Genomic DNA, 13,019 nt, shown 5'->3' with positions numbered 1-13,019 from the left:
ATCGAGAAAGTTCGGCAGATTTCGCCAAGCGGTACCTTGGCCTTTCCTGATTGGTGGGGCAGGTCTGCGGGGCACGTCCCTGTGCCCTCGGCGGATCACGCGTGCAGGCGCGCCGTGAGCTGGTTGAGTTCGCCGGAGAGGCCGTGCAGGTGCTGGCTGGCGCCTTGGGTGCGCTGCACGTTGCCCTCGTTGGTGGTGGCGATGGCGGTGATCTCGGTGAGGTTGCGCGAGATGTCCTCGGCCACCGAGGTCTGTTCCTCGGCGGCGGTGGCGATCTGCCGGTTCATGTCGCGGATGGCTTCCACGGCATCGGTGATGCGCTGCAGCATGGCGCCGGCCTCGGTGACCTGGGCGACGCTTTCCTCGCTGCGGTTCTGGCCGCTTTCGATGGCGCGCACGGCGTTGACGGCGCCGGTCTGCACGGTGTCGATGATCAGGTGGATCTCGGCGGTGGATTCGGCGGTGCGCTGGGCCAGGGTGCGCACCTCATCGGCCACCACGGCGAAACCACGACCCTGGTCGCCCGCGCGGGCGGCCTCGATGGCGGCGTTGAGCGCCAGCAGGTTGGTCTGCTCGGCGATGCCACGAATCACTTCCAGCACCTTGCCGATGCGCCCGCTGTCGCTTTCCAGGCGGCGGATGACCTCGGCGGTGTTGGCGATCTCGCTGCGCATGCCGGTGATGCTGAGGATGGTCGCCTGCATCACCGCGTCGCCCTGTTGCGCCGAATGGTCGGCCTGGTCGGCGGCGCCGGCGGCTTCGGCGGCGTGACGCGCGACTTCCTGGGCGGTGGCGGACATCTCGTGCATGGCGGTGGCCACCTGGTCGGTGCGCGAGAACTGTTCGCGGGTGCCTTCGGCCATCAGGCTGGCGATGGCGTGGAGCTCGCCGCTGGCGCTGTCCAGCTGGACGGTGCTCTGCTTGAGGCGGTTGAAGGTGTCGGCGAGGAAGTCGCGCAGGGTATTGGCGGCCACGGCCAGGCGGCCCAGCTCGTCCTGGCGGCTGGCATCCACGCGCTGGCCGAAGTTGCCCTGGCTGAGCTGGGCGATGTGCTCGATCAGTGAGCCGATGGGGGCGATCAGGTTGCGGTTGATCAGCCACAGGCTGAACAGGCCGATACCCAGGCTCGACAGCAGCATCGCCAGGATGCCGAGACTCACCGTGCGATCGGCGCTCGCGCTGATGGCGTCGGACTGCTGCTGGCCACGGGCATGGAGTTCGGCCACCAGGGCGCTCATCTGCTCGCTGGCGGCGCGGTCGATGCCCTTCACCGCGTTGTCGCCGGCCACCGGGTCGGCCCCGGCGGCGATGAAGGCGTCGCGGCCCTTGCGGTAGGCGGTGCCGAGGTTGCGGTGCTCGGTCCGCAGGCTGTCCACCTTGGTCTGCAGGCTCTGGTCCTCCAGGTCATGCGCCTTGTCCAGCAGCTTGCCGAGCACGGCCTGGACCTTGGCCTCCTGGCTCTCGAACTGGCTCCAGTACTTGTTCAGGTTCTCCTGGTCCTTGCCGCGCAGGAGCACGTTCTTCCATTCCTGGACCTGCACCTTGAACTCGAGGTTGGCTTCGTCCACCAGGCTGGAGGCTGCGAGCGTGCCGTTCACCAGGGCGCGGTAGGACTGCACGCCGCCGGACAGGAAATGGAAGCAGGCGAGTGCGCTCAGCAGGAGCAGCAGCAGGCTGCCGCCGAGCAGGGTGAGGATCTGGCCACGCAGGGAGCGTTGCAGAGACATGGTATTGCGCCTCTTGGAGAAGGAAAGGGACAGGGCTCGTCTACCAGTCGGATATTGCAGTTTCGTGACGATTCGACTGCGGCGGGAGCAACCGCTGGATTCCCCCATCTAGTCGGCATCCGGGGCCAGCGCTGAAGGGCTTCGGGAGGGAAAATGTGGGGTACGGGAGTGCCAGTAGAGCCCCGGCTGGCGAGGCTTTGGCGGTGCGTCCGCGAAGGTGCTGCGAGGGGCTTTTGTAGGTTGGCGTAGAGCGCAGCGAAACCCAACATTTCGGTGCTGGGGCTGTCGTTGGGTTTCGCAGGCTCTACCCAACCTACGGATTAGGCGGCTCGGATGTTCAGGCCAGGTGCAGGTGGTTGTCCCAGAAGCTTGCCGGCAGTTGCAGCGGGGTCGCCGTGAACTGCTCGCCACGGCAGTCGTAGAGGCGGCAGCGGCCCTGGCCGGAGGTGACCACGAAGCCGTCCTTCACTGCGCCGACACCGGCGCAGTCCGGCAGGGGCGCGTCCAGGCGCACGGCGCCGCTGTCCAGGTCCCAGATGAAGAAGCGATTGCCCCGTGGTGCGGTCAGGGCCACCAGGCGCAGCTCGTCGTGGATGGCGACGCTGGCGGTGTACTGGACCATCGCCAGGCGCTGCTCGTCTTCCAGCGGGAAGGGCTGGAAGGGCTGGCCGGGACGCTTGATGGCGAGCAGGTCGGCGCGATCGGTGGAATCGCCCATGTACTGCTGGCCGGCGACTATGGTGCCGTCGGCGCCGATGGCCAGGTGGCGGACGCTGTTCATCTGCTGCGGCAGGGTTTCCTTCGACAGCAGGCTGCCGTCGCGGCGCATCAGCACCAGGCTCGGCTCCATGGCGTGGAGGTTCATTTCCACCCGGCTTTCCGCCTCGGTGCGAATGCCACCGTTGGCCACCACCAGGGTTTCGCCGTCGGGCATCCAGGACACCTGGTGCGGGCCCAGGCCATGGGTGGATATCTCGCCTTCGTGGTGCAACAGGCCACCCTGGTAGCGATAGCGGCCGAGCACGCCACGTCCGGGGTCGGTGGTGTCGTTCTCGGTGGCGTAGAGCCATTCGCCACCGCGGTGGAACACTCCGTGGCCGTAGAAGTGGCGATCCTGCTGCGAAGTCAGGGTCTGCAGCAGGCGGCCGTCACGTAGGTCCACCAGGTAGCTCTCGGTGCCCGGACGGCGGGCGACGAAGAGCGCCACGGGCTCGCTGGGGTGCTCGACTATGTCATGGCAGCGCTGGGCGACGCGGGTGGCGAACACCTGGGTGCCGTCCAGCCGGTAGCCCACGGCGTAGTGCTGGCCGTCGGCGTCGTCGCGGGCGGAGAGCAGCAGGGGCGTGGCGCCCTTGCGGCTCAGGGTCCAGCCGCCCAGGCCGACGGCACCGAGCAGCAGGCTGGCGAGCGTGAGGACCTGGCGTCGGAGCATTTCAGTCACCGTCGTTGGCGTTGAAGCCGAGCTGGACGCCGAGGGCCTTGGCCAGTTCGCCGGAGTGCAGGCGCTGGACGCGGTCGAGGCTGTCGTAGAAGTCGTTGACCTGCTTGCTGCCTTCTTCGCTGGCCAGCAGCACGCCGAGCGGCTGCTTGAGTGCGTCGAGCTTGCCGCGCGCCTCTAGGTAACCGGCGTCGATCTTCTCCGCCAGGGCCTTTTGGTCGTCGCCCAGCAGGCTGCGGATGCCGTGCTTGTCGGCGCCCAGCCAGAGGCTTTCGGCGCTGGCCAGGGCGGCGGCGACGTTGTCCAGGGAGGTGTCGCTGCGCCAGGACTCGGCCTGCATCGGTTGCGGCAGGCCCTTGGTCTGGCGGCCCAGCGGGGTGCCGAGCTTCTTCTTCAGGGTATCCAGGGCGGTGACCTGGACCCGCAGCAGTTCGGAGATGGCTTCGTGGGAGTCGGCATAGCGCTGGTTGGGGAAATTGCTCAGTTGGTCGAGCATGCCGTCCTTGCTGTTCCAGCGGGCGAGGATCTCCTCGGCCAGGCCCTTCTGGCGCTCGCCGATGGCTTGCAGCAGCGGGCAGTAGCGCGCTTTCTGGGCGCTGTCGGCCATGTCCAGGTTGCTGTCGAAGAGGATGTATTCGTAGGCGGAGAGGCCTTGCACCACCACGCTGGCCTTGGCCAGGGATGCGGCGTCGACCTGCGGCTGGGCCTTGACCAGTTGCTCCACCTGGCGGCCGACGAGGTTCTTCTTGTCCGGCCAGAACTGCACCTGCCAGGCGCGGTTGCCTTCGGCCAGCGGGCCGACCATCAGCGGCTGCAGCTCGGCCCAGGCCTTTTGCGCGGCAAGGAAGTCGGCGCGGGCCTTGTCCAGGTCCGCCTTGCCTGCGCAGAAGGCCAGGGCGCTGGCGGCCAACTGGCGGTCGGCGTCGACCCAGCGGCTGTAGGTCGGCAGGATCACGTCCTTGGCCAGCGCGGCGGCGGTCTGCGCCTGCTGGTCCTGCGGGGCGCAGGCGCCCAGGGCGAGGGCGGCGAGGCTGGTGAACAGCAGTTTGGGACGGAACATGCGGGGCTCCTTATAGGGAATTCAGGAAGGCCAGCAGCGCGTCGCGCTGCCCGGCGTCGTAATTCAGGACCTTCTGCTTGGCGGCTTCTGCTTCACCGCCGTGCCAGAGAATGGCTTCCAGCAGGTTGCGTGCGCGGCCGTCGTGCAGGAATTGGGTGTGTCCGCTCACCGTTTCGGTCAGGCCGATGCCCCAGAGCGGCGGCGTGCGCCAGTCACGGGGGCCGGCCTGGAATTCGGCGCGGCCATCGGCCAGCCCGTCGCCCATGTCGTGGAGCAGCATGTCGCTGTAGGGGCGGATCAACTGGTTGGCGAGTTCGGGTTCGGCGGCATCGCCAGCCGTGGTGAAGCTCGGCGTATGGCAGCCCTGACAGCCGGCCTGGTGGAACAGGCCCTTGCCCTCCAGTACCTGCGCATCGGCCACCTGGCGCCTGGCCGGTACGGCCAGGTTGCGGGTATAGAACAGCACCAGGGAGAGGATGTTGTCGCTGACTTCCGGCTCGCCACCGTTTACCGCGGCCTTGCAGGCGGTCTGGGCCGCCGTGCAGTCGTCCTTCGGCAGGAAACTGGTGGTCAGGCCCATGTCACCAGAGAAGGCGTGAAAATTCTGTTGGTTCAGATTGGGCTGGCCGGCCTTCCAGCCGAAGCGGCCGAGCACCGGCTTGCCGGCGATATCGTCCCAGACCAGGTTGGCGCGACCGCGAATGCCATCGCCGTTGGCGTCCTCGGGGTCGGCGTTGGCCAGCAGCGCCGCTTCGGGAATCGCCTCCAGCAGGCCCAGGCCGATCATGGGCGGCGCGATGCGCGCGGAGTACAGGGTGTCCGGGTGCATCGGGCCATAGCCGAGCTGGGTGATTTCCAGGCGCGGCTTGCGCAGCTCGACCGTGGTGCCGTCGGCGAAGCGCACCGGGACGGCGTCGTAGCTGACCCGCACCTTGCCTTCGGGCTCGACGCCGGGAATCGACACGTCCTGCAACTGGCCGCCGTAGACCGGCTCGGGCACCACCCCCAGGCGCTGCAGCTGGCGCGCGTGCTCCGCCGAGGCGTCGGCCGGGATCGACAGGCGTACCAGCATCGACACGGCGTTGTTCGCACCGGGCGCGGGCGGGTGGCCGCGACCGTCCTTCACATGGCAGTTCTGGCAGGCGTTGGTATTGAGCAGCGGCCCCACGCCGTCGCGTGCGGTGGTGGTGGCGGGGGCGATCACCCAGGGATTGCGGAAGAAGCTGTTGCCCACGCTGAAGTCCAGGCGGCGCGAGGGCGTCAGGTTGGCCGAGGGCATGGAGAAGGCGTTGTGGTCGAACTGGCGGACCGTCGCGGCGCCACCGGAGAGATGCTCGCCGGGCTCGGCCTGGGTGAATCGCGGTGCGTCGTCACAGGCACTGAGGCTGATGGCCAGCAGCAGGGGCGACAGGCGGCGAAGGGCCGGCGAAGCGAGCATTGGCGGGGTCCGATAGGCGAAAACAGGCGGGCAAGCTTATCAGGACTGGGGTTTCTGAATAAGAGGGATTTGCGTTTGGGTAGGAATCCGTTTACTGGGCCCGGCCGGCTGGTGTGGGGGCGATTTCAATCGCCAAGCAGGACGAAGTCCTGCCGGGAAGGCCCGTACGGGGGCGGCTGCGCCACCTTTGGCGAATGAATTCGCCCCTACAAGGGAATGCGAAATCCCGGGCATGAAAAAAGCGGATGCGGCACTGGGCCGCATCCGCTTCGGGTTACCGCTGCGTCGATCAGAACTGGTGGTCGGCGTTGTCCGGCTTCAGGTCGGTGATGCCGATCTTGCCGGCGGCTTCTTCGATGGCGCCGGTCTGCTTGACCAGGGCGGCGATGGCGTCGCGTACCAGTTGCTGGCCGGCGGCGTTGTCGGCGGCGATCAGCTGGTCGAAGTGCACGCCCTTGTTGGCGCTGTCCACCAGGGCTTGCATCTTGCCTTCGGTGGCTTCCAGGTCGGCCTTCACGGTGCTGTCGGTCTGGGCGTCGATCTTGGCCACCAGGGCGGACAGGCTCGGGCCGGTGAGGGTGGTGCCGTCGACCTTCTTGTACTCGCCCAGGTAGACGTTGCGGATGCCCTTGGCGTTATAGAAGTGCGAGTTGTGGGTGTTGTCGCTGAAGCAGTCGTGCTCGTCTTCGGTGGAGTTGGCTTCCAGGGCGACCTTCATGCGCTCGCCAGCCAGCTCGCCGAGGGACAGGCTGCCCATGCCGAAGAGCATCTTGCGCAGGCCGGATTCGGCCGATTCGGCTTCCAGCTTGGCGCGGTAGTTGTCGGCAACGCCCGATTTCCACTGGCCAACCATGTACTCCAGGTCGGAAACCAGCAGGTCGGTGGCGGCCTTCAGGTACTGGCGGCGACGCTCGTTGTGGCCGCCGGTGGCGCCTTCGCCCACCTTGAAGTCGCTGGCCGGACGGTTGCCGGCGCCCGGGCCGGTGCCGTTCAGGTCCTGGCCCCAGAGGAGGAATTCGATGGCGTGGTAGCCGGTGGCGACGTTGGCCTCGGAACCGCCCAGCTCGTTCAGGCTGGCCAGCTTCTCACCGGTGATCTCGGTGACGTCGATCTTGTCTTCGCCGATCTGGATGGTGGTGTTGGCGATGATGTTGGCGGTGGCGCCGGGGTTGCCCAGGGCGTGCTGGTAGTCGCCGGCGACGTAGTCGATCAGGCCTTCGTCCAGCGGCCAGGCGTTCAGCTGGCCTTCCCAGTCGTCGACCACCGGGTTGCCGAAGCGGAACACTTCGGTCTGCATGTAGGGCACGCGAGCGGCCAGCCAGGCTTCGCGGGCGGCTTTCAGGGTGTCGTCGTTGGGGTTGGCGAGCAGGGCGTCGACGGCCTTCTGCAGGGCTACGCCAGTGGTGTGGGCGTCGGTGAAGACGGCCAGGGCCAGGTCGGCGTAGTGGGCAACGACTTTCTTGGCCTCGGCTTCGTCGACCTTGGCGGTTGCAGCCGGAGCGGCAGCGGTGCTGGTTGCGGCCGGGGCGGCGGCTTGCGTTGCTGCAGCTTCTTTCTTGTCGTCACCGCAACCTGCGAGGGAGATGGCGACGGCGAGCAGGCTGGCGGTGGCCAGGGGCATACGAATCATGGGCGAGGTCCTTTGCTTCTGGATGATGGCAATGTGAAGTTGCGCATGGGAGAACCGGCACATAATGCGAAAGATTTTCATTTTTGGAAAGGTGGAATTCGGGCGTTTTACACGGGCTGCGCACGAGATCTCCACAGCCCTTGGCAAACGCCTCTAGAATCGCCGAAGCCTTTACCCCGCAGCCTGAAGGAGAAGCCTGCATGAGTTTGACCAGCGTCGCCCTGATCGTGGTCCTGTTGCTCGTCGCCGCCTATGCGGTGGTCCTCTACAACGCGCTGGTGCGCCTCAAGCACGGGGTCGGCAAGGCCTGGTCGAACATCGAGGTGCTGCTCAAGCAGCGTCACGACGAGCTGCCCAAGCTGGTGGAAACCTGCAAGCAGTACATGCAGCACGAGCGCACCACCCTGGAACGGGTGATCGCCGCCCGCAATGCCGTGGCCAGCGCCCGCGAGAAGGGTGACGTCGGCGCCCTCGGCCAGGCCGAGAGCGGCCTGCGTGCCGGCCTCGGGCAGCTGTTCGCCCTGGCCGAGAACTACCCGCAGCTCAAGGCCAACGAGAGCTTCCAGTTCCTCCAGCAGCGCGTCGCTGGCCTGGAGAACGGCATCGCCGACCGCCGCGAGCTGTACAACGAGGCGGTGAACCTGAACAACGTGCGCATCGAGCAGTTCCCGGACCTGATCATCGCCGGCCTGTTCGGCTTCAAGGCGGCCGAACTGCTGGAGTTCAGCGAGGCCGAGAAGGCCGACGTCGACCTCAAGACCCTGTTCAGCTGATATGCAGGTGGATATCGCCGGGCTGGCCATCAGCCTGGGGTTCAGTCTCGGCGCCTTCGCCGGTGGTGGCTGGTGGTGCCTGCGCCGGCTGGCCCAGGCCCGGCTGCTGCTGGATACCCCCACCTCGAAGATCCGCTCCGCCGCCCAGGGCTATGTGGAGCTCTACGGCATGCTCCATGTCCAGGGCGACAGCCAGCTGAGCGCGCCCCTGACCGGCAAGCCGTGCCTCTGGTGGCGCTATCGCATCGAGCAGTACAGCGAAAGCGGCAAGAACAAGAGCTGGCGCGTGGTGGACAGCGGCGTCAGCGATGCCTGGCTGCGTCTGGCCGACGCTACCGGCGAATGCCTGATCGACCCCCGTGGCGCCGAGGTGCGCCCGGCCAGCCGCGAGGTCTGGAAGGGCAGCGCCCGCCATCCCCGCGCGGGCCAGGTGCAGGGGGCGCTGGGCGGCTGGCTGTCCAGCGGTGAATACCGCTACACCGAGGAACGCCTGCACGCCGGCGAGCCGCTCTACGCCATCGGCGATTTCCGCACCAGCGGCGGCGGCAGCCAGGGGCTGGACCTGGCGTCGGCCCAGGGGGCGGTGGTTCGCGAATGGAAGAGTGATTTCTCAGGTCTCCTGCGGCGCTTCGACAGCAACGGCGACGGCCAGCTGGACGAGGCCGAATGGGGCCGCGTGCGCCTGGCCGCCCAGCTGGAGGCCGAGGACCGCCATCGCCACACCAGCGCGGCGCCCGCCATGAACCATCTGCGCCGTCCGCGCGAAGCACAGCCCTTCCTGCTTTCCAGCCACGGCGAGGATGTCCTGGCCCGGCAGTTCCGCTGGCAAGCGCTGTTCGGCGCGCTCCTGTGCGTGGGCGGCGCGGTGGCGACCGTCTATGTGCTCAAGGCGACCGGCCTGATGCAGTAGGTTGAGGCTGAGCTACGCGAAGCCCAACACCTGTCGCACGCCATCGTTGGGCTTCGCTGCGCTCTGCCCAACCTACGCGCTGGCCCGGCAGTTCCGCTGGCAGGCGCTGTTCGGTGCGCTCCTGTGCGTGGGCGGGGCGGTGGCGACCGTCTATGTGCTCAAGGCGACCGGCCTGATGCAGTAGGTTGAGGCTGAGCTACGCGAAGCCCAACACCTGTCGCACGCCGACGTTGGGCTTCGCTGCGCTCTGCCCAACCTACTTGCTGATGTAGGGAGTTCGCAGCGGAGGCCCCGCACCGGCTCAGAGCGTGGCGGGGTTGGAGGCGGCGTTGGTCAGCCGGCGGGCCTGCTTGAGGTAGAGGGTCAGTTCGCGGGCCGGCAGGGGCTTGCTGTAGAGGTAGCCCTGACCTTCGTTGCAGCCCTGGGAAATGATGTAGGCCTCCTGTTCGGCCGTTTCCACGCCTTCGGCTATCACTTGCATGCCGAGGCTGCGCGCCAGCTGGATGATGGCGCGGACGATGGTGGCGTCGTCCTCGTCTTCCAGCAGGTCCTGGACGAAGCTCTTGTCGATCTTGATCTTGTCCAGCGGCAGGCTCTTCAGGTAGCTCAGTGAGGAGTAGCCGGTACCGAAGTCGTCGATCGCGATCAGCGCACCGGAGCGGCGCAGGCTCAGCAGGTGCTGGGCGGCGGTGGAGATGTCTTCCATCAGGCCGGTTTCGGTGACTTCCAGCTCCAGGCTGCGCTGGGGCAGGCGGTAGACCTGCAGCAGGTTGTTCACCACCCGGGGCAGCTCGGCGTGGTGCAGCTGCACGGTGGACAGGTTGATGGCCATGCGCAGCTCGCTGAAGCCCTGGTCGTGCCATTCGCGCAGTTGGCGGCAGGCCTGGTCCAGCACCCATTCGCCAATCGGGATGATCGAGCCGTTCTGCTCGGCCAGCGGGATGAACAGGTCCGGCGGCACGAAGCCGTGCTGCGGGTGCTGCCAGCGCAGCAGCGCTTCGACGCCCACCACCCGGTGGTCGCGATAGTCCACCTGGGGTTGGTAGACCAGGTGCAGCTCGCCGCGGTTGAGGGCTTCGCGCAGGTCCTTTTCCAGCTCGCGGCGGCGGCGCATCTCGCTGTCGACGCTGGCGATGTAGAACTGGTAGCGGTTGCGCGACCGGCTCTTGGCCAGGGTCATGGTCTGTTCGGCTTTCTGCAGCAGCTTCTCGGTGCTGTCGCCGTCTTCCGGGAAGAGGGTGATGCCGATGGTGGCGCGCAGGCGCACTTCCTGTTGTTCCAGGGAGAAGGCGACTTCCAGGTCGTCCAGCACGTTCTGGGCCAGCTCGGCGGCCTCGTAGGGCTGCTCGATATCGGCCTGGACCAGGGCGAACTGGTCGCCGCCCAGCCGCGCCAGGGCACCCAGGCGGCCGCTGTGGCCACGCAGGCGGTCGGCCAGGGCGATCAGCAACTGGTCGCCGGTCTGGTAGCTGAACTGTTCGTTGACCCCCTTGAAGTCGTCCAGGCCGACGCAGAGTACCGCCACGCGGCGCTGCAGGCGGCCGGCGTCTTCGAGGATCTGGTCGAGCTGCTGTTGCAGTTGCTGGCGGTTCGGCAGGCCGGTGAGGAAGTCGTACTGGGCCATGCGCAGCAGGCTGTTCTCGGCTTCACGGCGTAGATGGGTGTTGCGCTCGATGGAGGCCAGCAGGTCGTTGGCGGTGTTTATCCACAGGCCCAGTTCGTTCTTCTCGTTGCCCTTGAGCATGGGCAGCTTGTGTTCGCTGGGGCGGTCGGGGTTGATGCTGGAGAGGTGCTCGATGATCTTCGACAGCGGCTTGGTCAGCAGCCAGTGGTAGACGAGGTAGAGCACCAGGCCCATGGCCAGGGCGCGCAGTACGCCGGAGATGAAGATGATCACCGAGCTGGTGACGAAGTCTTCGCCGTAGGGGGCGGTGTCGAGGGTGATGCTGAGGTCGCCGTAGTACTCGCTGTAGGGGCTGCGGCCGACCAGCTGGGTGGTGAAGGTCTGTTCCTTGCCGAGGATCGGGTCGGTGAGCCAGCGGGTGGGCAGCTCGGTCAGCGGCCTGTCCTTCTCCGCCAGCATGGGCTCGTTGGGATGACCGATGGAGGCGTGGCGCACCGATTCGTGCTGGAACAGGCCTTCGATCACCTGCATGCCCATCTCGCGATCCAGGCTGTAGACCGCCTGGGTCGAGGGATCGCGGAACATGCCAAGGATGCGGTTGGCGTCGTTGGACACCGCCTGCCGCGTCTTGTAGACATCGAACACGATCTGCGCGCAGCTCAGCACCACACCGACAACCAGTGCGGATAGCAGCACCACGCGCAGCAGCTTGAGCGACAAGCTGTGTTTGAGATCCAGCTTCAAATGAAGATTCCTTGTTCGATGCCGCCAGGCGTCAGACGGGTGTGAGTATTGGCAAACAGGCCGTGGCCGTCAAAGGGCCAGTATGTGAATGCCACTATTCATTGCGTTGGTCCAGAGCCGGCGACCCACGTTCGATCTCCCTCTATCTGTGTCGGTTCGAACTGGACCGAGCTTGAGAGAGATGTCCGACAATTTTTCCCTTGTACTCCGATAAGGCGACGAACGACGCGCAAAAATGAAGAAACCCGGCTAATGGCCGGGTTTCTCGTTCATCCGAAGCTGGTTCAGGCTGCGTAGTTCTTGGCTACGAAGTCCCAGTTGACCAGGTTCCAGAAGGCCTCTACGTACTTCGGACGCAGGTTGCGGTAGTCGATGTAGTAGGCGTGTTCCCAGACGTCGCAGGTCAGCAGCGGGGTGTCGCCGCTGGTCAGCGGGCAACCGGCACCAATGGTGCTGGCCAGGGCCAGGGAGCCGTCAGCCTTCTTCACCAGCCAGCCCCAGCCGGAGCCGAAGGTGCCGATGGAGGTCTTGCTGAACTCTTCCTTGAACTTGTCGAAGGAACCGAAGGCGGCGTTGATGGCGTCAGCCAGGGCGCCGGTGGGCTGGCCACCGCCGTTCGGGCTCAGGCAGTTCCAGTAGAAGGTGTGGTTCCAGATCTGGGCCGCGTTGTTGAAGATGCCGCCGGAAGAGGTCTTGATGATGTCTTCCAGGCTCTTGCCTTCGAACTCGGTGCCCGGAACCAGGTTGTTCAGGTTTACCACGTAGGCGTTGTGGTGCTTGCCGTGGTGGAACTCCAGGGTCTCGGCGGACAGGTGCGGTTCGAGGGCGTTCTTCTCGTAAGGCAGCGGCGGCAATTCGAAAGCCATGTCTATCTCCTTCATCAGGTCGGGATTTTTGCGCCAGGCGCGGGGCCGTTCACGGTCGGCCGAAGAAAGCGGCTGCGAGTTCAGACTCTTTTTTGCCGCGAAGTCCGGATCATAGCACCGGGCATAGGGCTTAACCACGCAGCAAGTGTGTGGTTAAGCCTTGTCCTACGGCCTTGGCGAGCCGTTCTCGTGTGACCCCGTGAGCTCAGATCCCGTTCAACAATTGCCCCGCCATGGCGAACATCATCAGTGCCACCGCCAGGTCCAGCAGGCGCCAGGTGGCCGGTCGCGCTAACCAGGGCGCGAGCCAGGCGGCGCCCAGCGCGAGGGCGAAGAACCACACCAGGGATGCGCTGGCGGCGCCCAGGGCGTAGGCGCCGGGAGCCGTCTGCTGGGCGCCGAGGGAGCCGATCAGCAGCACGGTGTCGACGTATACGTGGGGGTTGAGCAGGGTCACCGCCAGTGCCGCCAGCAACACCGCCCGGCGTGAGCGCGGCCCGGCCTGGGCGGATTGGTCCAGGGCGGCGGGACTGATGGCCCGGCGCAACGCCTTGATGCCGTACCAGAGCAGGAAGGCGAACCCGCCCCAGCGGGCGATGCCCAGCAGCACCGGGTTCTGCGCCAGCAGGGTGGCCAGGCCGAAGACTCCGGCGCTGACCAGCAGCGCGTCGCACAAGACGCAGAGCGCGGCCACCGGCAGGTGGTGTTCGCGGCGCAGGCTCTGGGCGAGGACGAAGGCGTTCTGCGCGCCGATGGCGATGATCAGGCCGGCGGCCATCAACAGGCCGTTCAGGTAGCTCTGCCACATG

10 protein-coding genes are annotated in these 13,019 nt (G+C 66.6%); 2 read left to right on the top strand and 8 right to left on the bottom strand.

The features are described 5' to 3' along the window. Nucleotides 1-95 precede the first annotated feature (95 nt). The 5 genes from PCA10_RS23305 to PCA10_RS23285 all read right to left on the bottom strand — a co-directional run bounded on the left by PCA10_RS23305 (nt 96) and on the right by PCA10_RS23285 (nt 7,293). Nucleotides 96-1,727, bottom strand: coding sequence for a methyl-accepting chemotaxis protein (locus PCA10_RS23305; RefSeq protein ID WP_016494551.1), 1,632 nt, complete (start codon nt 1,725-1,727; stop codon nt 96-98). Nucleotides 1,728-2,064: 337 nt separating this feature from the next. Continuing rightward, complete coding sequence (locus tag PCA10_RS23300) at nt 2,065-3,159, bottom strand: DUF1513 domain-containing protein (protein WP_016494550.1); 1,095 nt, start codon at nt 3,157-3,159, stop codon at nt 2,065-2,067. Nucleotide 3,160: 1 nt separating this feature from the next. Then, on the bottom strand, nt 3,161-4,225 hold the full coding sequence (locus PCA10_RS23295) for an imelysin family protein (RefSeq protein ID WP_016494549.1): 1,065 nt from the start codon (nt 4,223-4,225) through the stop codon (nt 3,161-3,163). Between the two features lie 10 nt (nt 4,226-4,235). Continuing rightward, nucleotides 4,236-5,663 carry a di-heme oxidoreductase family protein gene (locus tag PCA10_RS23290; RefSeq protein WP_016494548.1) on the bottom strand — a complete coding sequence of 476 codons (1,428 nt, stop codon included), beginning with the start codon at nt 5,661-5,663 and terminating at the stop codon, nt 4,236-4,238. A gap of 289 nt (nt 5,664-5,952) precedes the next feature. Continuing rightward, nucleotides 5,953-7,293 (bottom strand): imelysin family protein, encoded by a 1,341-nt coding sequence (locus PCA10_RS23285; protein WP_016494547.1) that lies wholly within the window; start codon nt 7,291-7,293, stop codon nt 5,953-5,955. 200 nt (nt 7,294-7,493) lie between these two features. Here PCA10_RS23285 and PCA10_RS23280 point away from each other — a divergent pair, with 200 nt between their 5' ends. Together PCA10_RS23280 and PCA10_RS23275 are read left to right on the top strand one after the other, a co-directional pair. Beyond that, complete coding sequence (locus tag PCA10_RS23280) at nt 7,494-8,066, top strand: LemA family protein (RefSeq protein WP_016494546.1); 573 nt, start codon at nt 7,494-7,496, stop codon at nt 8,064-8,066. A 1-nt stretch (nt 8,067) separates the two neighbouring features. After that, entirely contained in the window at nt 8,068-8,976 is a 909-nt protein-coding gene (locus tag PCA10_RS23275; protein ID WP_016494545.1) for a GIDE domain-containing protein, read from the top strand. A gap of 301 nt (nt 8,977-9,277) precedes the next feature. Here PCA10_RS23275 and PCA10_RS23265 read toward each other — a convergent pair whose 3' ends face one another. From PCA10_RS23265 to PCA10_RS23255, 3 genes are all read right to left on the bottom strand, one after another. Further along, nucleotides 9,278-11,344 (bottom strand): putative bifunctional diguanylate cyclase/phosphodiesterase, encoded by a 2,067-nt coding sequence (locus PCA10_RS23265; protein ID WP_016494543.1) that lies wholly within the window; start codon nt 11,342-11,344, stop codon nt 9,278-9,280. Nucleotides 11,345-11,628: 284 nt separating this feature from the next. Next, a complete protein-coding gene (locus tag PCA10_RS23260; protein ID WP_016494542.1) occupies nt 11,629-12,210 on the bottom strand; it encodes a superoxide dismutase in 582 nt (193 codons plus the stop codon). Between the two features lie 205 nt (nt 12,211-12,415). Then, nucleotides 12,416-13,018, bottom strand: a complete 603-nt coding sequence (locus tag PCA10_RS23255) for a LysE/ArgO family amino acid transporter (RefSeq protein ID WP_016494541.1) — start codon at nt 13,016-13,018, stop codon at nt 12,416-12,418. Nucleotide 13,019: the final 1 nt, after the last annotated feature.

Origin of the sequence: Pseudomonas resinovorans NBRC 106553, from assembly GCF_000412695.1 — a bacterium.
GTDB lineage: Bacteria > Pseudomonadota > Gammaproteobacteria > Pseudomonadales > Pseudomonadaceae > Metapseudomonas > Metapseudomonas resinovorans_A.
This window is presented reverse-complemented; position numbering and strand designations above follow the sequence as displayed.